This window comes from Haladaptatus pallidirubidus (assembly GCF_020700235.1).
Taxonomy (GTDB): Archaea; Halobacteriota; Halobacteria; order Halobacteriales; family Haladaptataceae; genus Haladaptatus; species Haladaptatus pallidirubidus.
The window spans coordinates 2,454,234-2,476,836 of record NZ_CP085301.1 but is presented as its reverse complement, the minus strand read 5'-3'; the positions used below and the strand labels follow the sequence as shown (position 1 = coordinate 2,476,836).

The window sequence follows — 22,603 nt, the reverse complement described above, 5'->3', positions numbered from 1 at the left end:
ACGATATCGAGAAAGAGTCGGAGTTACGCCTGCGGCGCGGAACCGCTTCGAACGTCGGAGAGGTCGCTCACTTTCGGCGCGTTCACGATGACGACAGTGTCGCCGTTCTGCTGGACGTAGAAGGCGTCACCGAAACCGGTGCTGTCGGGCACCGTCCACGTGTTCTGTCGGCCATCGACTTGCTCAGCGTTGCGATAGTTGAGCAGTTTTTTGTAGGCGTCCACGAACTCGGTGGCATCCTGTTTCGAATCCCATTTTGTTTTAAAGACGTATCCGGTCTCGTTTCTCGGCGTATTGTCGTTCGTGTATGCGACGATTTTGTCGCCGTCCCAGCCTTCAGTCGGCGTACTTCGGTAGTTCAACGGGTTGAACTCCTGTGGGTTGCCCTCGCTGTCCCTGTTGATGAACTGATTGGGAGGGATGATGGGTGCGCCACCCTGACTCTCGTAGGCGGGATACATGAACATCGAGAAGATACCCGCTTCGCCGACTTCGCCGAAGTTCGGACGACCCTCCGGCTTCAAGCGTTCCCAGCCGTTGCTGGTTCTGTCCTGTACGGTAATTTGGGCTGGCTCGTCGGCCGGGTGCTTTTTGGGATGAATTATCTGTTCGGTGCTGGCCGGTGGATTCTCGTAAAGTGCGTTGACACCCTCCCAGCCCTGCTCTTGGTGGATTTGCTTCACGAATGGCGGGCCATCGCTGTACGGTTGGAATTTGAGTAGATACGGGCCGATGTTGGCGAGCTGGCCGGCACCACCGTTCTCGCTTTGATCGCGCATCAGGCACGTTCCCTTCCACGCGTTGTTACATCGCTGTTCGTAGAGATAATCGAGATAGTTGCCGTCGCCCTCGACGACACCGTCGATTGCGTTGTGGCGCTCGCGGGTGGATTGATCGAACGAGTCGAATCCGAATTTCTGGTCTTGGAGCGCGTGGAACAACTCCTGTGACAGCGTAATCTCGTTCATCTTGGGCGAACTCTGGTTGTTCGAAATGATAACGATGGACTCCTTTTCCGGGCTGTAGTAGCCGCCGACCGACGACCCGGAGTTTTTGGTCTGCACCGCGATTGAGTCGGTCGATTCGTCGATCATCATCAGCGCCTCGAATTTGACGTTGTCGAACAACGTCCGCTCCGGCGACGTCGTCTGTCGACTCTGTTCGCTCCGGAACTGGTCGCGCGAGATAACTTTCACTGGAACCTTTTTGTCGAACTCTAACCCTCGAATCTTCTCGACGCGGGCCATCGACCGACTGACAACGGCGTCAAGTTCCGAGTCGTTCAGTCCGTCGTCACGGGTGACGTTGACCGTCTCGTTGTACCAGTAACCGTCCTCCCATCCCAACACGTCGGACTCGGGGTCAGGCGGGTGAATCGCTTTTTTCTCGCCCGATGGCGTGTCGGGGGTTTGCGTCGTGTTCGTCACGTCGGGATCGCTCGTGGTCGTGTCCTCGGTGGGAGTCGATGAACACCCGGCCAAGACGAGCATGAGAGCGACCGCGACAACGGTGATCGTTCGCATTCCTGTAGGGGACAGGTAGGACTACTGTGTAAAAAAGGTCGTGAATGTGATGTGAGAAGATAGATCAGAGACTTCCGAAACGGTTTGGTTCGAACCGGCCATAGAATTCGACATGAACTTCGACCCCGATTCGACCGCCGTCATCGTCGTTGACATGCAAAACGGCTTCTGTCACCCGGACGGAAGCCTCTATGCGCCGGGAAGCGAGGACGTTATCAACCCGATTCAGAATCTGCTCGAACGCGCACGCGAGGCGGGTGCGTCGGTGGTGTTCACCCGCGACGTTCACCCGCCGGAACAGTTCGAGGACGCACACTACTACGACGAGTTCGACCGCTGGGGCGAACACGTCGTCGAAGGCTCGTGGGAGACGGAAATCGTAGACGAACTCGACGTGCGCGAAGACGACCACGTCGTCACGAAACACACCTACGACGCGTTCTATCAGACCGACCTCGAAGGCTATCTCGACACTCACGGTATCAAAGACCTGCTCATCTGCGGGACGCTGGCAAACGTCTGCGTCCTCCACACCGCCGGGAGCGCCGGACTGCGGGATTTCAAACCCGTCATCGTGGAGGACGCCGTGGGATACGTCGAGGAAGGCCACAAGGAGTACGCGGTGGAACACTCGGCGTGGTTGTTCGGAGAAGGCGTGGAGTTGGACGACGTGGAATTCGAATAAACTTCCCGAAATCAACGACTCGAAGGGAAAGGTAGGTCACGGCCTGCCCATCGCGTTAGCCGAACGAACCAACATCTCGGAACCCGAATCCGGAGCCAGTGCCAGAAGACGACGAATCGGAAAACGATAGTCCGGAAGACGACATTGACTACCGAAAACACCCCGAAAAGTACGTCGAAAAGTACGGAATCGACGGGAGCGAGAAAGGCGTGTTCAAAGCCGAACCGTACAAATCCGAACTGCTTCCGCACTGGTCGTACGCCGACTCCGAGTCAGCAGAGGAATCCGCAAGGAAACTCGGGAAGAAGTACGAAAGATACCGCGAAAACGGCGATTTCGTCGGAATGGATATGGCGCGGAAATACTGTCAGATGGGGTTCACTCGGGCGATGCGCTACGCGAAATATCCTTGCGAGAAGAAGTACATCGATGGTAAGGAGCGCGAACCGAAACGGTGGGCCGACCCGAAAAAGCGCGAAGCGGCGAAGGTTTTTAAACGAAGATGGGACGAGATGCGTCACGATGAAAAATACCAGACGTTGAAAGAAGAATACCGAAATCGCACGCAGTAGTTCGCATTCTTCGACGTTAGTGAAGGGTCACGGAAATCGAATCGCCGACCGAAAAGCCGTGGCCTGGGCAGACGAGCTTCGCGCCGAACTGTTCGCGCGCGGCGAACAGCGAGAGACCGGTAATCGGTGTTCCGTTCGCACGAATTTCAACGTCGTTCCACGTCACGGTTCGACCATCGGAAGAGCCGATGGTCGAACCGAAAAGCGAGACGGAATCCGAAACGGTAGGAAAGCCGTTCGCCAACGCGCCGCCGCCCTCGTAATGTGGAAATCCGCCGTCCAGCACGACGGTTTCTCCATCTGCAACGCCCGCGATTCCCACAAATCGCTCGCCCGGTGCTGGGTGCGTGGGTGAATCGAGGACGACGAAGGTGTCCCCGGTGGCGACCACGCGACCCGACCCGTCCCACACGAGCGGTTCTATTTCGACCGGGCAGCCCATCGGAAGCGACCCGGAGGCCCGAACCGGATTCGAATCTCGCGGCCGGAATCCGAGATGGATGTGGTTTGCGACCCACGGCGCGAAGAATCCCGAGCGAATCATCTCGCCGAGCGAATCGCCGATTTCGACTCGCTGGCCCGGTTCGACATCCGGTTTCACGTGGAGCATCCGGGTCAGATAGTCGCCGGTATCGACCACGATGAGGTAGTCGTGTGCTACGGCGTAGGCTTTCCGCGGTGCGGTCACCGTCCGGGTTTCGACCACCTCGCCAGCGACGGGACTGGGCGCGCTCGTCTCGCGGGTCGCTTCGCTCCCCGCTCGGTCGACCGACGTCTGTGCGTCGCCGAGCCGTGAGTAACCACTGCCGGGATACAGGTCGATAGCACAGCCCTCGTCGTGTGCAGCGTAGGGAGAGTTGTAGAGCGAAAAGCGCGGATAGCGCGAAAGAACCTCCGGCGGAAGCCCGACCATGCAACTCACTCTAGACCGAGAGCGTTTACATACGTCGGGTCACAATGGAGTGCTATGCGCGTGCTTCGTGGCCGAGCCGAAACGCGAGACGAAGACCGGACGGTTACAGCCACGATGCTCTCCGAGACGGCAGACAGCGGCGAGGCCGCGGTTCGGGTGTGGACGCCACACCGTCAAATCGCATTCGGGCGACGGGACGCGCGCGCCGAGGGGTTTGACGTGGCGAAATCCGTCGCCGAAACCTGCGGGTTCGAACCCGTCGAGCGGAGCGTCGGCGGACGGGCGGTCGCCTATACGGGAACCACAGTCGCCTTCGCCCACACCGTCCCACTCGCGGATATGCGACGAGGGATGGAGGAACGGTACGCCGAGACGACCGAAGCGGTTCAACGCGCCTTCTGGCGACTCGGCGTACCGGCCCAGCGCGGCGAACCGCAACGGTCGTTCTGCCCGGGCGACTACTCGCTTCAATGGAACGGAAAGCTCGCGGGGGTCGCACAGCGCGTTCGAACCGGGGCGGCGCTCGTGTCCGGCGTCGTCGTCGTGGACGACCACGACGAAATCGCGAGCGTCCTCGATCCGATTTATGCGGCGCTCGACGTTCCCTTCGACCCGGATTCGGTCGGGAGCATCGCCAAGGCAGAGGGTGATTCAAACGTCGAGCTGGTCATCGAAACAATCGAAGATCTGCTGGTTGGCGAGGAAGAAACGACGGTCGAACACGTCGGCGACCGAGGGATTTAGGACGGTTCCCGAACCACTCGCGGGTATGCTTACTATTCGGAACGCGACGCTCGCCGACGGGAGCAAGCGAGACGTTCGCATCGACACCGACGCGGGGCGAATCTCCGCTATCGGGTCGTCGCTCACGGAATCCGGTAAATCCATAGACGCCACGGGAAAACTTCTTCTTCCGGGTGCAATCGACGCGCACGTTCACTTCCGCCAGCCCGGATTTTCGCACAAGGAGACGTGGGAAACGGGAAGCAAGAGCGCGGTGGCGGGCGGCGTCACGACTGTTGTCGATCAACCGAACACCAACCCGCCGACGATAGACGGCGAGTCTTTTGACGAGAAAGCGGAATTGGCCGCAAAATCCTACATCGACTACGGAATCAACGGCGGTGTGACGCCGGATTGGGAACCGGAATCGCTGTTCGACCGCCCGGTTCTCGCACTCGGCGAGGTGTTCCTCGCCGATTCGACGGGAAAGATGGGAATCGAGGAAGAGCTGTTTCGCGAGGCGGTCGAACGCGCCGCGGACGACTACCTCGTCGTAACGGTTCACGCAGAGGATGCGGATTTGTTCGACGAGGATGCGAGATCACGCGACGGAAACGATACGGACGCGTGGAGTGCCTACCGCACGGCGGAAGCCGAGGCCGCCGCCGTCGAGCGAGCCTGTGAAATCGGCGACGAACTCGGCGCGCGTCTGCACATCGCGCACACCAGCACGCCGGAGGGTATTGACGCGGCGCGTGAAATCGGCGCGACCTGCGAGGTGACGCCCCATCACCTGTTTCTCTCGCGTGACGACCTCGACGAACTCGGAACCTTCGGCCGGATGAATCCACCGCTCAGGAGCGAGAAACGGCGGGAGAAGGTGTTCGCTCGTGTTGCGGACGGAACGGTCGATATGATTGCGACCGACCACGCACCGCACACCCGCAAAGAAAAAGACGCGAACATCTGGGACGCGCCGAGCGGCGTCCCCGGCGTCGAGACGATGCTTCCGCTCCTTCTCGAACAGGCCCGCAAAGGGAACCTGAGCTACGACCGCGTAGCCGACTTGACTTCCCGTAACCCGTCGAAGGTGTTCGGCATGCCGCGAAAAGGCCGCATCGAGGAGGGCAGAATGGCCGACCTCGTGCTGGTTGACCCGGACGAAACCCGGGAAATTCGCGGCGACAACCTCCACTCGAAATGCGGCTGGACGCCGTTCGAGGGCTGGACGGGCGTCTTCCCCGAACTGACGATGGTTCGCGGGAACGTGGTGTTCGAGAACGGCGAGTTCGGCGAACCGGTCGGGGAGAACGTTCGGGCGTAGCCCGAAGAAATAGATAGAGACTCTGCAAAATGGTGCATGCATGCAAGCCGTCGTCCTCACCGCCGGAAAAGGAACGCGCCTCCGAGCGCTGACCGACGAGAAACCGAAGGCGTTGGTAGCGGTGGCCGGAAAGCCGATTCTCACCCACTGTTTCGAGGCGGTGCTCGAGCTCGATGCCGACGAGCTGGTCGTCGTTATCGGCTACGAGGGGGAGAAAATTCGAGAACGGTACGGCGATTCGTTCGCTGGCGTGCCGATAACCTACGTGTGGCAGGACGAGCAGCTGGGGATGGCACACGCGCTTTTGCAGGCCGAACCTCACGTGGAAGGAGATTTTATGTGCATCGACGGCGACTGCATCATCCAATCCGACCTTCAGCCGTTGGTTCGCCGCCAACGCGAAGACGGTGTTGATGCGGTTCAAAATGTCAAGTTCGTTTCGACGGCGGAAGCGCGCGTGAAAGCCATCTGTGATGTGAACGAGGATAACGAACTGCTTGGAATCGAAAAGGAACCGGAAAATCCGCCGAATCCCAGCCTCGTCGCGGCGGGATTCGCGATTTACAGTCGGGAGATGTTCGACGCCTGTGCCGACACGGAGCCGTCGGTTCGGGGGGAGTACGAACTTGCGGAGTCGATTCAACGATTCGTAGAGGAGAGGACAATACTGGCGATGACGACTGACGGATGGTCGGTGAACGTCAACACGCCCGAAGAACGGAAACTGGCGGAACGGAGACTCCGATAGGACGCTCACCTGCCGTCCAGCCGTCACAACTACTCACCGGCGTACCGAATAGTATCTCGTCATGCAATCGGGAGAGATGGCGATTTCGGTTGATGGGGTTCAACTGGAAGGAAATTTCGAAATTTCGCAAGACGCAACGGGAATCGTCCTGTTCGCACACGGCAGCGGAAGCAGTCGGAAGAGCCCGCGAAACAACTTCGTGGCCGAGCAGCTGCGCGAGTTCGGTCTGGGAACGCTGCTGTTCGACCTACTCACCGAGGACGAAGACACCGTTTACGAAAATCGGTTCGACATCGAACTGCTAACGGACAGACTCGTCGCGGTCACCGAGTGGGTCGAAGACCAAGCGAAAACAGACGAGTACCGACTCGGCTATTTCGGGAACTCGAAATCGTGGGAGATGCGGGTCACCTGTTTTCCGAACCGGGCGCACTAGAAACGGTTTTTGAAGTGATAAGTGAGCGGTTCGCGTCAAACCTGTAGTTACGGGAGGAAAAGCGGGACGATTATCAGCATCAAGCCGAGAAGGGTACAGAGCAGTCCGTAGACTTGGTATCGTGCAGTGCCGAGCTCGGTGAGTTCGCCCGCAGATACGACGGCAACACTATGTCGAATATTATATGTTTTCTGTGGTCTTGTCGCCACTGCAACCCCAATTCCCATGAGCAGAAGCCCCACAAGTGTCGATTCGAGGACGACCATACAACTCTTAACTATGATATTTGGACAAAAAGCTTACGGCCTAATATGCCGTACGCAAGACGAGCGTCATCACACTTACGCCGACCATCCAGCCAGCGCCGACACTACCGATGACCGTCATCGCACGGCGAGAATCGTCTTCCGTCCAGTCGGAGTTCGAATCGAGCCGTTCGTTCATGTTTTCGATAGCCGCACCCGCGAACACCGACCCGGACCAACCGAGCAAGCCGAGCGCGAACGCGAGCGCGCCAAGTGCAAAGACGTTTGCGCTGGCGAACCGCACTGAATCGCCCAACAGCACGGCGACGAGGAGACCGATACCGCCTAAAACAAACCCGAGAGCTCCGAATCGGGCGGCGAATCGAGCGCGCGAAAAGAGAGCCGCACCGAGGGGATCCATCAGTCTACCGTTTCACGCATGCGGGGGTCGAGTGCGTCGCGCATGCCGTCGCCGAGCAAGTTGAAGCCCAGCACGGTCACGGCGAGGAACAGACCGGGGAAGAACGACCACCACCACTCGCCGGTGAGTAGGCCGTTTTCGACGCCGTTCGAGAGCATCAGTCCCCACGACGGCGTTCCCGCCTGCGCACCGAAGCCGAGGAACGAGAGCGCCGCGAGGTCGATGATGGCCAGCCCGAAGTTGAGCGTACTCTGAACCGTGATGGGTGCGAGCGAGTTCGGCAGGATGTGTCGAACGAGCACCCGCGGGTCGGTCGCACCGAGCGCGACTGTCGCGTCGATGTACTCGTCTTCGAGCACCTTGAGCGCCGCACCGCGGACGACGCGGGCGAATCGCGGCGTGTACACGAGCGTCAGCGCGACGACCGCACGCCAGAGACCCCAGTCGTTCGGGAAGATGGCGACCAGCGCGAGCGCCAGCAGGAGCGCCGGGAACGCGAGCAGCACGTCCATCGTCCGCATGATGACGTTGTCTGCGAGGTCGCTGTAGTAGGCCGCGATGATGCCGAGTCCAACGCCGAGAACCGTCGAGGCACCGACCGTGATGGTTCCGTACTTCAGCGCCAGCCACGCGCCGTACATGACGCGGGGCAGAATATCACGACTTTGGATGTCGGTTCCGAAAAGGTACTCACAGGAACCGAGAGACCCCACTGATCCGGAGAGCGATTGGTGGCCGCACGGCCCTTCCATCGACGGGGCGCTGCCGAGTTGCGAGGTCGTGATGGCCCCGAGGTCGAGGAAAAATCTCGCGTAGAGGGCGATAGCCACCATCGAGAGGATGACGAACAGACCGGTCACGGCGAGACGATTCGACAGGAATTCGGAGAGGAACGGCGAGGCGCGGAGTCGTGCGACGACTCCGCGCGTCTGCTGTTCCTCGGATTGTGATTGCGTACTCATTGTTCGATCCTCGGGTCAAGGTAGGAGTATGTGATGTCAACGCCGAGATTGACCAGCGTGAACAGGAGCGCGAATACCAGCACGGTACCCTGCACGACCGGGTAGTCACCGGCGGTGATGGCATCCACCAGCAGTCGGCCGACGCCTGAGATACCGAACACGGTTTCGGTCAGCACCGCACCGCCGAGCAGTGACCCGAACTGGATACCGATGACCGTGATTACTGGAATGAGCGCGTTCCGAAGGCCGTGTTTCATCAGGGTTATCTTGCTTCCCTGCCCCTTGGCGCGCGCCGTTCGGATGTAATCCTGCCGGACGACTTCCAGCATCGACGAGCGCATCATCCGGGAAATGAGCGCCATCTGGTAGATGCCGAGAACGAGACACGGGAGGAGGAGATGCCGGAGCGCGGACTGGAACGCCTCGAAGTCGAGTACGAGCAGCGTGTCGAGCGTGATGAAACCGGTAATCGCTGGTATCGAGTGCTCGGTGGCGATGCGACCGCTCGTCGGAAGGATACCGAGCATCTGGGCAAACAAGAGGATGAGAAGCGGGCCGCTCCAGAAGATAGGCACGCTGATTCCCGTCAGTGCCCCGACTCGCGTGAAGTGATCCGTGAGCGAGTTCTGCTTGACCGCGCTGATAATCCCCAACGGAATACCGATAGAAACGCCGATTATCTGGCCGAGAACGGCCATCTCAATCGTGATCGGGAGTTTGTCGGCCAGAATCGTGGTCACTGGAACACCCCGCCGAATGTTGTACGACTGACCCAAGTCGAGTTTGAGAGTGTTGAAGAGGAACTCTCCATATTGCACCCATATCGGTTGGTCGAGTCCGAGATCACGTTCTATCTGGCGAACGAACTCCTCCGATGCGCGCTGACCGGCCATCGACCGCGCCGGGTTCCCCGGGGAAAGATGGAGAATTGCGAAAACGAACGTCGCAACACCCAACAAAACCGGGATCAGCAACAGAAGACGCTTCAGAAGAAAGCGCTTGCTAATCATTATCGAAACGCATGAAACCAGTCACCAAAAAAGATGCGTTATTCCGTTGTTATAGCTCGACCAAATTGAGGTATGGTCCGCTGATCGGCGCGAGCGTGAAGTTGCTCACCTCGTCGCTGACGCCGCGGAGTTCCTCGGTGTGGGTGACGTACACCCACGGCGCTTCGTCGTGTGCAATTTTCCCGGCTTCCTTGTACAGTTGCTTGCGCTCGCCGTCGCCGTACTTCTTCTGCCCTTCTTCGATGAGACTCATGAATTCGCTGTTCGCCCACGCGGCGTTGTTGCTCGTGTTGTTCATGTCCTCCCACGCCATCCAGTCTTGGTTTTCCGAGACCTCGGCGTCCTCTTTCGGCTGCGGGTGGAGCAGCGCGTAGTAGAAGTTGTCCGGGTCGCCGTTGTCGGTCATCCAGCCGAGGAAACACGCGTCGTGCTTACCCTCGGAAGTGTAGGTGAGGTACGGGTCCCAAACCTGTTCGTTGACGTTGACTTCGATGCCGATTTCTTGGAGGTTCGAACGAACCGTGTCCGCCGTCTGAACGGGGGACGGGAAGTACGGACGCGGATTGTTCATCGTCGCCAGTTCGAACGAGAAGCCGTCGGCGTAATCTGTCTGATTGAGGAGTTCTTGTGCTTTCTCCGGGTTGTGCGGGTACGGGTCAAGTTCTTTGTTGTAGCCCATGACTCCCGGCGGAATCGGCTGGCTCGACTGCACGGCGAGTCCCTCGTAGATGTTGTCCACGATGGCTTTCGTGTTGATCGCGTGGCTGATCGCCAATCGGACGTTCTTGTCGCGGAACGCTTCGACGCGCGACATGTTGAACGCCATGTAACCGACGTTCAGGCCTTCCGTCCGTTCGAGCGTGACGCCATCCTCACCGTCGATCTGCTTCGCCTGCTGAGCGCCGAGTCCGTCGACGATTTGGGACTCTCCGGCGAGCAATTTCTGTGCGCGGGTTCCGTTGTCCTGAACACCTTCGAAGACGACTTCGTCAACCTTGGGTGCGTCACCCCAGTAGTCGCCGTTCGGCGTCAGTCGGATTTTGCCTTGGTTCGTGTTCCAGGTATCCAATTCGAACGGGCCGGTACCGATCGGTTGATTGGCGATTTGGCCACCGTTTTCTTCGATCTGTTTCTTCGAAAGCACCGCGAGCGCGAACACGGCGAGGTTGGCGAGGAACGGCGCATATCGCTCACCGAGTTGGAAGGTCAGTGTGTAGTCTCCGTCGGCACTCACGTTATCGACCTTTCCGAGCAGGTAGTTGCCATAGATGGAGGCGTTTCCGTTGCCATCGTATTGGTTGTCGATGTAGTATTCGGAATCCTCGTTGAGGAACCGGTCGTACGTTGCGAGGAAATCGTCCGCGGTGAAGTCCTCGCCGTTGTGGAACTTTGCATCCTCGCGGAGTTGGAGCGTCGCGGTCTTTCCGTCGAGGTTGAACTCCTTCGCAAGACCCTCGGTGAGTGCGGTTTCTCCGGGCTTGAAGTGGATGAGGCGGTCGAAAATCTGGTTCATGACCTTCGCGTCCTCACCGCTGGTCGTCGCCTGCGGGTCGAGCGAACTGGAGTCGCTTCCGCGCGCATAGGAGAGTAGTCCGCCGTCGCCGCCGTTTCCGTCGCCGCCGTTTCCGTCGCCGCCGAGACAACCGGCAAGCGATGCGGCGGCGGCCGCCCCGCCTGCCGCCTTGAGGAAACTACGTCTGTCAGTTACATTGTTTCGTGACGCCATACGTCACTGTGTTTCTATGTTCCATATAAACATACCGAACCGAGAGTAGATAAAGCTCATATAAATCAACAAATATTCGAAGGACGAAGTGATCATCTGTCACCGATGTGCGCCCTGAGTCCGATATGAATCGGTTATATGGGAATTTTACCGATAAAATAAAGATTTTAAACCAGTGAAACGATTGTGAAGTTCAGTCGTAGATGAGTGGTGCAAACCGCCGCGTCGTTCGCCAGTTTAGGCCAACGACGGACAAAAAGGCCCAGATATCCACGAAAACAAGCTATTCGGGTTGGTCGTAGAGGTGACACGCCGAGGGGTGTGCGCTTTCCTGTAGGACCGGGCTTTCGTGTTCGCAGATGCTCGTGAAGTTTTCACGCAGGATCGATTCGGCGGATTCCCAATCACCGTTTTCGAGATAATCGAACGACCGTTCGACCAACTCACGGGGTTCGCCCCTCGGTTCGGTGTCGAACAAGCGACTCCAGAGGACGGCGCGGAAGGAACCGCTCGCCACCGCCCCGCCGTCGGTTGCGGTCGCTTCCTGTACCGGGGCATCGGCCTCCACGACTTGCTCGCGCACGGATTCGAGGTTGATGGCGCGATCTTCGACCCGCTCGCGGTAATCCATCACTTCGCGGAACGCCCGTTGGTCGATGTCCATTCCCTCCGGCGGAATAATTTTCGGACACCGGGTACGGAAGTGACAGCCCGAAGGCGGGTCGATTGGCGACGGAACGTCGCCTTCGAGGATAATTCGGTCGTCGGTGTCCGCCCGCGGGTCGGGTTCCGGAATCGCCGAAAGGAGCGCCTGCGTGTAGGGGTGTTTCGGGTCGGCGAACAGTTCGTCGGTGTCCGCGATTTCCACGATTTCGCCGAGGTACATCACCGCGATGCGGTCGGAGATGTGGCGAACCACGGAGAGGTCGTGGGCGATGAACAGGTAGGTCAGACCGAACTCTTCCTGCAAATCTTCGAGCAGGTTGATAATCTGGGCCTGCACGGACACGTCGAGCGCCGACACCGGTTCGTCGGCGACGATGAAGTCGGGGTCAACCGCGAGCGCGCGGGCGATGCCGACGCGCTGGCGCTGACCGCCCGAAATCTCGTGCGGATACCGGTCGCGTTGGCCGGGTTCCAGGCCGACGTTCTCCATCAGTTCGGTAACGCGTTCTTTGCGATTGCCTTTCGCGAGACCGTGAATCGAAAGCGGTTCGGCGATGGTTTGGCCGACCGTCATCCGGGGGTCGAGGCTAGACAGCGGGTCTTGGAAAATCATCTGCATGTCCTTTCGCGTCTCACGGAGACCAGTGCTGTCCAATCCGCCGAGGTCAGTTCCGGCGAACACGACGCGTCCGTCGGTCAACTGTTCGAGGCGCAGGAGCGAGCGACCGGCAGTCGATTTGCCACAACCGGACTCCCCGACGAGGCCGAGCGTCTCGCCCTCGTAGATGTCGAAGGAAATTCCATCGACCGCTTTCACGCTCTGGTTTTCCTTCGCGAGCCACTTGTCGAGGAAATCGTCCGCGCGGGAGTAATGTTTCTTCAGTTGGTCAACCGTCACCAACGACTCGCCCGTTTCGTGTCCCTCGGTCGAGATGCTCTCGTGTTCTTCGATGTACTCTCGCTTGTCGAAGTCTTCGAGGACGCATTTCGCGCGATGGTCAATGTCGTCGGGGCCGTGCTGGAGGTTCGGAATCTCGCCCTGCGTACACTCCGGTTTGGCCCACGGACACCGCGGCGCGAAGTGACATCCCTCGGGCATGTCGATAAGGTCGGGGACGTTGCCGTCGATCGGCGTCAAGCGCTCTCTGTCCTCGTGTGGGACGGATTCGAGCAGTGCGTAGGTGTACGGATGGCTCGGGTTGTGGAAAATTTCGTCCACCGGGCCGACCTCAACGAGGTCGCCCGCGTACATCACCGCGACGCGGTCGCAGGTTTCTGCGACGACCCCGAGGTCGTGCGTAATCATGAAGACGGACATGCCCAATTCGTCCTGCAAGTCGTTGATGAGGTCGAGAATCTGGGCCTGAATCGTCACGTCCAGCGCCGTCGTCGGTTCGTCGGCGATGAGTAGCTTCGGTTTGCAGGCGAGCGCGATGGCGATGAGGACGCGCTGGCGCATCCCGCCGGAGAACTCGTGAGGATACTCCTCCACTCGGGATTCGGGTTCGGAAATGCCGACCTCCTGCAATATATCGATGGTGTCCTGGAGGAGTTCTTCGTCCATGTCGTCGCCGAGCTTCGGCGCGATTTCTCGAACCGCGTTCCACCAGCTGTCCTTCCGCTTGCCGTCGTACTGGTGGAGGTGCAGACTCTCCGCGACTTGCTCGCCCACGGTCAGCGCGGGATTGAGCGAGGTCATCGGATCTTGGAAAATCATTCCCATTTCGCCGCCGCGGATGTCCCGCATGACGGCTTCGGGCGCGTTCATGAGGTCGATGTATCCCTCGTCGGGAAAGACGAACTCACCGACGCCGTTGGGGTACTTTTCGGCGAATTCCGTGGCGATATCGGCGTCCTGGAACTTGATGTCACCGGAGACGACATCTCCCGGGTCATCGATGAGTTGCATCGCGGAAAGCGCGGTGACGCTCTTTCCCGACCCCGATTCGCCGACGAGTCCGACCGTCTCACCCTCGCGGATGGTCAGTTCGAAATCGTCCACCGCCTTGACCGTTCCTCGCTCCGTGTGGAACTGCGTCTTGAGATTCGAGATGGACAGTAAATCGGTCACAGTTACGCGGGTATCCTGTTCCTGTTAGCAAAAATCGTTCGGTTGTATGTAGCACGCGGCACGCGAGGGAAAACGGCGACCGACTGGTTGCCTCGTCCCTCACAATCGCAGCACCATCTCCAACTCGAAACTCTCCGCGTCCGCGGTTTCGAACCCGACGTTTCGGTAGAGGTTCACGGCGGCGCGGTTCCAGCGTTCGACCGTGAGCCACACCTTATCGACGCCCTGCTGTCGTCCGTAGCCGAGCAGGGTTCGGATGAGGTGCGACCCGATTCCCGCGCGCTGATAGTCCTGATGGACGAAGATGGCGAGTTCGTAGGCGGAGTCGCCGTCCGGAACGAGGGTCGCGTGGCCCGCGATGCTGTCGCCGTGCCACGCGACCACGTTGTATCCGTCGCCGTCGGTCAGCGTTTCGACCCAATCGCGGACTCGCGGTTCCGTAGCCGGAGGAATCCCCTGCGCGCGGTCGGCGGGGTCGAAATCCACGTACATCGCCACGAGCGGCTCCACGTCCCCGTCTTCGAAGGGATGGATTTCTATCTCACGCTCCTCGCGGTCGTTGAACGAAAGCGGCGGTTCCGGAAACGGTCCCGCCGGTTCGTCCGGAAAGCGTCGATGGTCGTTCATCGTACCAGTTTCACCGACACGTGGGAGTTCAACAGGACGAATTCGGCGATGTGTCCGAGCCGAATCTTACCCATCGGGCTGCGCTGTCCACCGCCGAGAACGATTTGGTCGTATCCTTCGCTTTCGGCGATGTCGAGCAGGCGGCTTCCGGGGTCGCCCGACACGTCGCGGATGGTCGCGTCGAGGTCGGCGTCCGCGAGTACGTCTTCGACCTTCTCCCCGATTTCCTCTTTCGACCGGTCGCTCTCCGGATTGTCGAGGACGGCAACCGTCAGGTCGTCGTCCGCGAGCACCGCGCGCGATACCGTCTGTTCGAGCGCAGTGAAAGAGTCGTCGCTTCCACCGATTCCCAATAATACTTTCATACTACCCCCATACCCGGCATGTGCCAAAACAATTGGGTGCGATACGCTTTTGCACTCCGCTCGGTAACGACGGCGTATGTCGAACGACCCCTCCCCGCCGGAACACGAGATGGAGGATACGAACGAGAGTGACGAAACGGATGGAATGGATACACCAGGCGAGATCGGTGAAGTAGACGAAGCAAGCGAACCGAATGGAGACGAAATCGGCGAAACGGAGGAACCGTCGATGGGCGATTCAGCGTCCAAACGCGCCGATTCTGGCGCGTCGAGCGCTCCCGAACTCCCGGCGGACGTGCAGAAGTACGCGCGGTTCAAGAAGATGGACGGCGCGGAGTACGACCGCGTCAACGAGTTCCTTCGCGACCGAACCTACATCACCGCGCGCGAGTGGGCAATCGCTCGACTCTGTGCCGACTTCCGAACCGAGACGGGCGTCGAGATGACGAAAATCGGCAACAACCTGCCGTATCTCATCCCGTTTATGACCGACACCTACACCCCGCAAGCAGTCAATCAGGCTCGCTCCGCGTTCGAGGACAAAGTCCGAAAAGCGGGAGCGACGTTTCTCTACGGAGCGATGTCTGGCTTTTTCACCGCCGAGGAACTGGACGACGTGATGTACGAGGTGACCGAGGTCGCGAAGTTCCTCCTCGAAGTGGAGGGAGTCGACCTCTCCGTGGACGACGAACTCGCCGCAGAAGACCGAATTTCGAACGTCATGCGCGAGGTGCGCGAATCCAGCGAGGAGTTGCGCCACAACGAGATGGAGTGTCCGCACTGCGGCCGCGAAATCGGTGAGAAAGAGTAGTTACCCGTCGGTTGCGTTCGTGCCGTTAGGACTGCTCTCGGGGTTCGGTTCCGAAGCGGACTCTTCTGGTTCCGGCGGTTGGAACACTGCGGGGTCGTCGTGCGTGAACCGGACGCGGTCGTCGGTCAAGGTACGAACGTAGGAGTACATCACGCCCGCGTCCATCGCGTCCTGCAGCATCTGTTCTGCGCCCCGCACGTCGTAGTACGTCGGATAACAGACCGCGACTTCCTCGTCGTGGTCTTCCATGACGACGACGACGAAGACGATGGTGTCACCCATCGCGCGGAACGCCTCGAAGGCGTCGAACTCGATTCCCGAATCGAGCAGGTCAGAAACCGCGTCGAACTCGTCGTTCGGGACGAGCACGTCTAGTCCAAACTCGTCGTGGTCTTCGTTCCAGCGTGGCGTTACGTCGCCCGGATGGAGTTGCAGGACGTCCCATCCTGATTCTTCGTACTCCGCCGCCGTGGCTTCCATGTCGGCGAGAACGTCCTCCCAAAACGGCATCGCTCGTGAGTGCGCCGTGGTATTCGGCGTCGTCCCGTCCATACACCGATTCGGGGCTTTTTCGGGTAAAAACGTTGTGTCATCGCGGTTCAGAAATCAGGGGGAGTGAATCGGGCGGAAACGGAGAGTTAGACGGAAAGAACCGGTTGACTGGCGTACAACAGCACGTACTCTGCGGCTTTCTCCAGCACTTCCCCGGGTTCACCGGAGAGGGGTTCTCGCGGAATGACGAGAAAGTCCGCGTCGATTTCGTCCGCGCAGTCGAGGACGGCGCTGCCGGGATGCTGGAGTTTTCGCACGGTGGAGAAACCGAGCGCGATGGAGTTGCGAAGTTCGACGCCTGCGTCGTCCGCGACGGCGCGGGCGTTGTCGATGAACGATTCCGTTTCGACGACGACATCATCCTCTTCGACGGCGCCCGTTTCGACTGCGCGGGTCATCTCCTCGCCGAGGACGTAGAGCGCGTGGACGCGAGCGTCGTACTTCTCGGCGATAGCGACTGCGTACTCGATTGCACGTACCGATTCGTCGCTCCCGTCAACCGGAACGAGTACCGTATTCACTTCGACTGGCGACGCGGTCATATCCGTGGATGCGTGCAGGGAGGCAAAAAATCTTCTCTCACCGAGTTCGGAATCACCCCGACTCGCAGAATCAGTTATCGCGCGGGAGACGAACCGTTTCGATACCAACAAACCGCAATCAGATGTGATTGCGGTTTGGGTGCAACCTTGCCCCGTCGGGCGTCTTGATAACGTATGACATGATATTTAGCAGTTTGGGTTGACGCAATATACCATCTCATACTTTAACAACGCTGCAAACGGAAGGAGAAACCATGATAGACACCGTTGTTATCGCCACCGATGGCTCAGAGAGCGTGGAGCGTGCGGTTACAGTCGCACTCGACCTCGCATACCAGTTCGACGCTGAAGTTCATACGCTGTACGTCGTGGACGCTGGCGAGGTCGAATCTTCGCCGGAGACGCTCCGCGAGGAACTGCACGCTGCACTCGAGTCGCAGGGTGAAACCGCACTCGAATCGGTTCGCGAGCGCGCAGACCGCGATGTCGTTACCGCAGTCCGGGAGGGCAACCCCGCGGCAGAAATTCGCGAGTACGCCCGCGATCACGACGCCGACGTCGTTGCGACGGGAACCAGAGGACGCCACGGTGAGAATCGATTCCTCATCGGAAGCGTCGCGGAGCGCGTCGTCCGAAGCTGTCCAACGCCCGTAATGACGGTTCGACAACTCGATCCCAACGAGGCGTGAACAAAGTATATATCAGCCGATTACAATTTTTGCGGTATGTCCGCCATCGAATTGGACGGCGCTTCCAAGCGATTCGGGAGCGTCGTCGCTCTTCGAAATCTCTCCCTCACTGTTGAGAAAGGAGAAGTGTTCGGCTTCCTCGGCCCAAACGGTGCGGGGAAATCAACGACTATCGACATTCTCCTCGATTACGTCCGACCGACGAACGGAACCGCCCGCGTGTTCGGGCACGATGCCCAACGCGAAACACGACACGTTCACGAACGTATCGGCGTGCTTCCCGACGGCTATCGTACCTACGACCATTTGACCGCCCGCCAGCACCTCGAATTCATCATCGAATCCCGCGGTGCCGACGACGACCCGAACGAACTGCTTCGGCGGGTCGGCATTCTCGATGCCGCAGACCGGCGGGCGGAAGGGTTTTCGAAGGGGATGACCCAGAGACTCGTTCTCGGAATGGCACTCGTCGGTGACCCCGACCTCCTCATTCTGGATGAACCGACGACGGGACTTGACCCGAACGGCGCGCTCGCCATGCGCGAAATCATCCGCGAAGAGAAAGAACGGGGAACGACCGTCTTCTTCTCAAGCCACATTCTGGAACAGGTTGAAGCGGTCTGTGACCGGGTCGCCATCCTCCAAAACGGGGAGTTGGTGGCGGTGGACACCATCGACGGCCTCCGGCAGACGGCACAAACCGATGCAACGCTCGCCGTACAGGTAGACCGCTACTCCGCAGAAACTATCGGCAGAGTTCGGGAAATCGACGGTGTGGGGCGAGTCTCCGCCGACGGAACGATAATTGTGGTCGCGTGTAGTGACCACGTGAAGAAAACCGTCCTCGACACCATCGAAGCCACCGGCAGTACAATCGAGGATTTCGACACGGACGAGGCGTCACTGGAAGAACTGTTCGCCACCTACACCGCAGGGGTGTCGGCATGAACTGGCGCGTCTTGGCGAAGAAGGACTTTCTGGATGCCTATCGAGCGTGGTCGCTTGGAACCGCGGCGGTCGCCTTCGTCCTCTTTCTCGCCGTGCCGGTGTACATGGGAATGAGCAGGAACAACACACCCGGTGACGCCGATTTCTTCAGTGCAGTCGGCTTCGTCGTCTTCCTCGTTCCGTTGGCCGCGCTCATGATGAGCTACGATGCAATCGCCGGGGAGCGCGAGTTGGGAAGTCTCAAACTGCTCCTTGCACAGCCCTACACCCGTCGGGATGTCGTCGCGGGAATCGCCGTCGGGCGGACGATGGTCGTCGGGACGGCGACGTTTATCGGCGTTTTCGCCGCGACCGTCGTGTTTCTGGCGTTCGGCGGGGGATTCCCGATTACGAGTTACGTCGTGTTTCTCGTCCTCGTCTTTCTGCTCGCGGCGGCGTACTCGGGAGCCTCGGTCTGTTTCTCGGCGATGTCGCCGACGAGCAATCGTGCGATGGTGACGAGTATCGGCTTGTTCATGCTGACGGTTATCGGCTGGTCGGCGATTCCGCAACTGTTTCGATACGTGTTGAACGGCGTTTCGACGCCGCGTGGTGGACGCCCGGAGTGGGCAAGTTTTATCGACAGCCTCAGTCCGATTCAAGCGTATTCGACCGGAATCGATACCGTCGTCCATTCGAACGGTTCCGTCAGTTCGTTCTACAACACCGGCTGGTTCGCGATTCTCGTTCTCATCGCGTGGGCTGTCGTTCCAATCGCACTCGGCTATCTGAAATTCAATCAGGCAGGCCTCTAAGCGGAGATGACACCGACAGAGGTTTGGCAATTTTCGAGATGAACCATCGCTGATGATTCCAGAGTAAATGGAATACACCGTATTATTTGGAATAATACTTATTATTCATGAAAAAGCCATAAATGTGAGATAGCTATTGTTTAATTGCTAAATGGTTAGAGACAACCAAGCGGAAAATCTGACAATTCGAGATTCGAAACTAGCAGTTCGCGGCGAGACTTTATGCTGAAGTCGGGCGGAGCGCTCATGGCAACGGCGGCGGGATTCACCGGACTTGGCGCGGCGAGCGGAGAGCGTTCATCGTACACGATCCGGACGGGAACCGAAGAAGAAACCGAAGTGTACGTGACGAAATCCGGCGAACCCGGCCCGACGGCGGTAGTCGTCGGCGGGATTCACGGTAACGAAGAAAGCGGGTATCGCGCTGTGGACGACGTGGCGACGTGGTCAATCGACAGAGGTGAACTCGTGATGATTCCGCGGGCGAATCCGATTGCCATCAAGCGCGGAACGTATTCGAACGACAACGGCAACTTGAATCGGAAGTTCACACCCGGAAAGGAACCGAAAACCGCACTCGCCCGAGCGATTTGGAGCGCCATCGACAGACACAATCCGAAAACGGTGCTTAGCCTCCACAGTTCGAAAGGACTCTATCGCGAAGCGGAAGGGCCGGACGGCGACGGACAGGCGATTTACCCGACGCTTTCGGAAGGAGCGGACGAAGACGCGACGATGACTGCGAGGTACATGAATCAGTACCACCTCGACGACTCCCTCCCTGAATACTACGAGTTCAAGCGCGGCAACCTCATCGACGGCGACAGTCCGCTTCTGATTCACAAAGTCGGTGCGGACATGTATATTCCCGGCTACATCGTGGAAACGACGCGATACGGAACTTCCCTCAATACGCGTGTTAACTGGACGCTCAACATCGTTCGTCACCTCCTCCGTCGAAACGGAATGGACCGGACGTACGAGTAATCGAGAGGAAAAACGTTCCGCCCGCAGAACCGGGAACTCTTTGCGCCGCGCACCAGAGAGGAAGTATGAAAGATTGGGTTATCGACGACGAGAACCTCTCGCTGGAACGGAAATCGCTACTGCCCGGGGAGGGATTTTTCATCCCCGATTCGTTCGAGGAACACCGAGAGGAACAGGAGGCACAGGAGACCCTTTCCGGCGCAGAGGTTGCGGTCGTCGCCGACCCGGACGCGGACGGACTGGCCGCGACCGCACTCATCCGCGAAGCGTACAGGGAAGGCGCGCTCATCGACGCGGGACCGCACGACCTCGGTGACGCGCTCGAACGAGTCGTCTCCTACAGCGAACCCGGCGCGACCATTTTTGTCTGCGACCTCTGTCCCGACACCTACGAAGACATCGCGGAGGAGTTGGAAGTTCTCGTAGACGAGGCCGACGAAGTGTTCTGGTACGACCACCACCAGTGGAACGACGCCGTCGCCGACGCGGTTCGCGCCGAAGGTGTCGAACTCGTCGTCGGCGACTCCGACGAGGAGTGTACCGCGGACGTGGTCGCGCGATCACTCGATTACAAGTTCCCCGACTATCTGGTCGAACTGGCGGCTGTCACGCGCGACCACGACCTGTGGCTCCGCGAAGACCCGCGAAGCGACGACCTCGCAGACTACTCCTACTGGTCGGAACCCGAGGAGTACATGGACGTGATTCAGGAGCACGGCGCGGACTTCCCCGATGAAGTGCTCGCATTTCTCGCCGAACAACGCGTCGAAAAGGAAGCCCTCATCGGACGCGCGGTCGAACGCGCGGACATGAAAGAAATCGGCGACTGGACGGTCGGCGTCACCTACGGTCGCTGTTCGCAGAACGAAGTCGCCGAGGCGATGCGCGAACAGGGTGCTGACGCCTCCGTCGTCGTTAAACCCGCCGGAAGCGCGAGCATCCGGGGCACGGACGAATTCCAGCGATGCCACGAAGTCGCCCGGCAGGTCAACGGCGGCGGCCACCCGAAAGCCGCGGGATGCAAACCGAGCATCTACGACGACATGCTCGACTACGCCCACCACTGGACGACGCAGGGTGCAGTGGCAAAGCAGGTCATTCTGGAGGCGTTCTGGAACCTGGAACACGAAGACGACGAGTCGGAAGAAGACGAGACGAACGAGTAGAATCAAAAGCGACAGCGCAAATCCGAATCGCGATTAGGGTAGAAGCGCCCGCACGAGTGCTCTCTGCTGATTCGCAATCGTTTCGGGATCGTCGCCGTCCCCGTACCAGAGGTCGAACCACGCGAGCGGAGCAAGTTGCGTTACGAAACGATACGCCAGCTGTCGTTCCCGAAAGGCGTCGTCGCGCGTCAGTTCGTTGGTCTCCGCGTAGCCCGACAGAAGCGCCTCGTGGACGAGTCGTCGTCGGTCGGCATCGAGCGGTAAACGACCGCAGAGGTGGTGTTCCGTGACCGCGAGGTCGTATTCGCTGTGGCCCGTAAAGTGATTCCCCCAGTCGAGAACCGTCTGAACTACGCCCGAGTCGGGGTCAACGAACAAGTTGCCGAATCGGTAATCGTCGTGCAAAAGCACCGGGTCTGGCGCGTCGGGAACGACTTCGAGATGGGTGTCGAGTCCCGCGCGCAGTTCGTCCACCATGTCCGCGAACCGCGACTCCTCGATTCGGGACAACGACCCCTCCGCGAGGTCGTGAAGTTGCGACGACCAGTTTTCGGCGAAGTCGGCGACTACGAGGTCGCCGACAGGTGGATCGATATCGGCATCCAACCCTGCACGAAGCCATCCGTAGCCGGCGAACGACGCGGCGGACTGGAGTTCGCCGAGGTGGCGTCCCGCGTCGTGTGCAGTTCGTTCGAGCGCGTCGTCGGTGAGCGACTCCGGGCCCGAAACCTGCTCGCCGGGCGCGCGTTCCATCAGGAAGAACGGCGCGGGGAGGTCGGCGTGATCGTCCACGTAGCCGAGAACGTCCGGAACGGGAATTTCGGTTCGCCGACTCACGAGGTCGATGATTCGCGGTTCGACCCGAAACGCGGGGGGTTCAACGAACGAGCAGGCCTTCAGAACGCACTCCCGAGTGGAGTTTGGCATTTCGACAGTCACGAAGAAAACGTCGTCAGTTCCCCCTTCAGCCGGTTGTACGTCCACCACTTGCCGACCGCCAAGAATCTCTTCGACCATCCGAGGGACGACCTCGATATCCAAACTTGTACCCGTCATAGCAACCGTAGTTCGCTCGTCGCTACGGCGGTAGAAATCTT

24 protein-coding genes and 1 pseudogene are annotated in these 22,603 nt (G+C 59.4%); 12 read left to right on the top strand and 13 right to left on the bottom strand.

The window, feature by feature from the left end:
- Positions 1 to 23 precede the first annotated feature (23 nt).
- On the bottom strand, positions 24 to 1,523 hold the full coding sequence (locus tag LIX15_RS13415; protein WP_227773682.1) for an Hvo_1808 family surface protein: 1,500 nt from the start codon (positions 1,521 to 1,523) through the stop codon (positions 24 to 26).
- Between the two features lie 112 nt (positions 1,524 to 1,635).
- Between LIX15_RS13415 and LIX15_RS13410 the strand changes: the two genes are divergently transcribed.
- Together LIX15_RS13410 and LIX15_RS13405 are read left to right on the top strand one after the other, a co-directional pair.
- The gene (locus LIX15_RS13410; protein WP_227773681.1) at positions 1,636 to 2,208 is read left to right on the top strand and encodes a cysteine hydrolase family protein; all 573 of its coding nucleotides are present in this window, start codon (positions 1,636 to 1,638) and stop codon (positions 2,206 to 2,208) included.
- Between the two features lie 98 nt (positions 2,209 to 2,306).
- Complete coding sequence (locus LIX15_RS13405; protein ID WP_227773680.1) at positions 2,307 to 2,780, top strand: DUF4385 family protein; 474 nt, start codon at positions 2,307 to 2,309, stop codon at positions 2,778 to 2,780.
- Between the two features lie 16 nt (positions 2,781 to 2,796).
- Here the strand turns inward: LIX15_RS13405 and LIX15_RS13400 are convergent, their stop codons facing one another.
- A complete protein-coding gene (locus tag LIX15_RS13400; protein WP_227773679.1) occupies positions 2,797 to 3,693 on the bottom strand; it encodes a DUF8155 domain-containing protein in 897 nt (298 codons plus the stop codon).
- A gap of 54 nt (positions 3,694 to 3,747) precedes the next feature.
- On the opposite strand from LIX15_RS13400, the gene LIX15_RS13395 reads away from it, so the two are divergent.
- From LIX15_RS13395 to LIX15_RS13380, 4 genes and pseudogenes are all read left to right on the top strand, one after another.
- Positions 3,748 to 4,437, top strand: coding sequence for a lipoate--protein ligase family protein (locus tag LIX15_RS13395; RefSeq protein ID WP_227773678.1), 690 nt, complete (start codon positions 3,748 to 3,750; stop codon positions 4,435 to 4,437).
- Positions 4,438 to 4,462: 25 nt separating this feature from the next.
- Positions 4,463 to 5,740 (top strand): dihydroorotase, encoded by a 1,278-nt coding sequence (locus tag LIX15_RS13390; RefSeq protein ID WP_227773677.1) that lies wholly within the window; start codon positions 4,463 to 4,465, stop codon positions 5,738 to 5,740.
- 40 nt (positions 5,741 to 5,780) lie between these two features.
- A complete protein-coding gene (locus LIX15_RS13385; RefSeq protein WP_227773676.1) occupies positions 5,781 to 6,488 on the top strand; it encodes a sugar phosphate nucleotidyltransferase in 708 nt (235 codons plus the stop codon).
- 61 nt (positions 6,489 to 6,549) lie between these two features.
- Positions 6,550 to 6,876, top strand: a pseudogene (locus tag LIX15_RS13380) (dienelactone hydrolase family protein); the annotation flags it as partial.
- 95 nt (positions 6,877 to 6,971) lie between these two features.
- Here the strand turns inward: LIX15_RS13380 and LIX15_RS13375 are convergent.
- The 8 genes from LIX15_RS13375 to LIX15_RS13335 all read right to left on the bottom strand — a co-directional run bounded on the left by LIX15_RS13375 (position 6,972) and on the right by LIX15_RS13335 (position 15,017).
- Positions 6,972 to 7,190: a hypothetical protein gene (locus tag LIX15_RS13375; protein ID WP_227773674.1), complete on the bottom strand. Its 219-nt coding sequence runs from the start codon at positions 7,188 to 7,190 to the stop codon at positions 6,972 to 6,974.
- 40 nt (positions 7,191 to 7,230) lie between these two features.
- Complete coding sequence (locus tag LIX15_RS13370) at positions 7,231 to 7,590, bottom strand: DUF7268 family protein (protein WP_227773673.1); 360 nt, start codon at positions 7,588 to 7,590, stop codon at positions 7,231 to 7,233.
- A complete protein-coding gene (locus tag LIX15_RS13365; RefSeq protein ID WP_227773672.1) occupies positions 7,590 to 8,552 on the bottom strand; it encodes an ABC transporter permease in 963 nt (320 codons plus the stop codon). The genes LIX15_RS13370 and LIX15_RS13365 overlap by 1 nt, the downstream gene beginning before the upstream one ends.
- Positions 8,549 to 9,562: an ABC transporter permease gene (locus tag LIX15_RS13360; protein ID WP_227773671.1), complete on the bottom strand. Its 1,014-nt coding sequence runs from the start codon at positions 9,560 to 9,562 to the stop codon at positions 8,549 to 8,551. Before LIX15_RS13360 ends, LIX15_RS13365 begins: the two co-directional genes overlap by 4 nt.
- 49 nt (positions 9,563 to 9,611) lie before the next feature.
- Positions 9,612 to 11,288, bottom strand: a complete 1,677-nt coding sequence (locus LIX15_RS13355; protein WP_227773670.1) for an ABC transporter substrate-binding protein — start codon at positions 11,286 to 11,288, stop codon at positions 9,612 to 9,614.
- Positions 11,289 to 11,571: 283 nt separating this feature from the next.
- On the bottom strand, positions 11,572 to 14,025 hold the full coding sequence (locus LIX15_RS33095) for an ABC transporter ATP-binding protein (protein ID WP_303657530.1): 2,454 nt from the start codon (positions 14,023 to 14,025) through the stop codon (positions 11,572 to 11,574).
- A 99-nt stretch (positions 14,026 to 14,124) separates the two neighbouring features.
- Entirely contained in the window at positions 14,125 to 14,652 is a 528-nt protein-coding gene (locus tag LIX15_RS13340; protein ID WP_227773669.1) for a GNAT family N-acetyltransferase, read from the bottom strand.
- Positions 14,649 to 15,017, bottom strand: coding sequence for a universal stress protein (locus LIX15_RS13335; protein ID WP_227773668.1), 369 nt, complete (start codon positions 15,015 to 15,017; stop codon positions 14,649 to 14,651). Before LIX15_RS13335 ends, LIX15_RS13340 begins: the two co-directional genes overlap by 4 nt.
- Positions 15,018 to 15,093: 76 nt before the next feature.
- Here LIX15_RS13335 and LIX15_RS13330 point away from each other — a divergent pair, with 76 nt between their 5' ends.
- The gene (locus tag LIX15_RS13330) at positions 15,094 to 15,828 is read left to right on the top strand and encodes a DUF5806 family protein (RefSeq protein WP_227773667.1); all 735 of its coding nucleotides are present in this window, start codon (positions 15,094 to 15,096) and stop codon (positions 15,826 to 15,828) included.
- Here the strand turns inward: LIX15_RS13330 and LIX15_RS13325 are convergent, their stop codons facing one another.
- Positions 15,829 to 16,380: a DUF7529 family protein gene (locus LIX15_RS13325; protein ID WP_227773666.1), complete on the bottom strand. Its 552-nt coding sequence runs from the start codon at positions 16,378 to 16,380 to the stop codon at positions 15,829 to 15,831.
- Positions 16,381 to 16,466: 86 nt separating this feature from the next.
- The gene (locus LIX15_RS13320; protein WP_227773665.1) at positions 16,467 to 16,922 is read right to left on the bottom strand and encodes a universal stress protein; all 456 of its coding nucleotides are present in this window, start codon (positions 16,920 to 16,922) and stop codon (positions 16,467 to 16,469) included.
- Between the two features lie 254 nt (positions 16,923 to 17,176).
- Between LIX15_RS13320 and LIX15_RS13315 the strand changes: the two genes are divergently transcribed.
- From LIX15_RS13315 to LIX15_RS13295, 5 genes are all read left to right on the top strand, one after another.
- Positions 17,177 to 17,611, top strand: a complete 435-nt coding sequence (locus LIX15_RS13315; protein WP_227773664.1) for a universal stress protein — start codon at positions 17,177 to 17,179, stop codon at positions 17,609 to 17,611.
- 36 nt (positions 17,612 to 17,647) lie between these two features.
- Positions 17,648 to 18,559: an ABC transporter ATP-binding protein gene (locus LIX15_RS13310; protein WP_227773663.1), complete on the top strand. Its 912-nt coding sequence runs from the start codon at positions 17,648 to 17,650 to the stop codon at positions 18,557 to 18,559.
- Positions 18,556 to 19,353: an ABC transporter permease subunit gene (locus tag LIX15_RS13305; protein ID WP_227773662.1), complete on the top strand. Its 798-nt coding sequence runs from the start codon at positions 18,556 to 18,558 to the stop codon at positions 19,351 to 19,353. The genes LIX15_RS13310 and LIX15_RS13305 overlap by 4 nt, the downstream gene beginning before the upstream one ends.
- Positions 19,354 to 19,575: 222 nt before the next feature.
- Positions 19,576 to 20,340 carry a M14 family metallopeptidase gene (locus LIX15_RS13300; protein ID WP_227773661.1) on the top strand — a complete coding sequence of 255 codons (765 nt, stop codon included), beginning with the start codon at positions 19,576 to 19,578 and terminating at the stop codon, positions 20,338 to 20,340.
- Between the two features lie 65 nt (positions 20,341 to 20,405).
- Entirely contained in the window at positions 20,406 to 21,506 is a 1,101-nt protein-coding gene (locus LIX15_RS13295; protein ID WP_227773660.1) for a DHH family phosphoesterase, read from the top strand.
- A 33-nt stretch (positions 21,507 to 21,539) separates the two neighbouring features.
- On the opposite strand, the gene LIX15_RS13290 is transcribed toward LIX15_RS13295, so the two are convergent.
- Positions 21,540 to 22,562 carry a phosphotransferase family protein gene (locus LIX15_RS13290; RefSeq protein ID WP_227773659.1) on the bottom strand — a complete coding sequence of 341 codons (1,023 nt, stop codon included), beginning with the start codon at positions 22,560 to 22,562 and terminating at the stop codon, positions 21,540 to 21,542.
- Positions 22,563 to 22,603 lie beyond the last annotated feature (41 nt).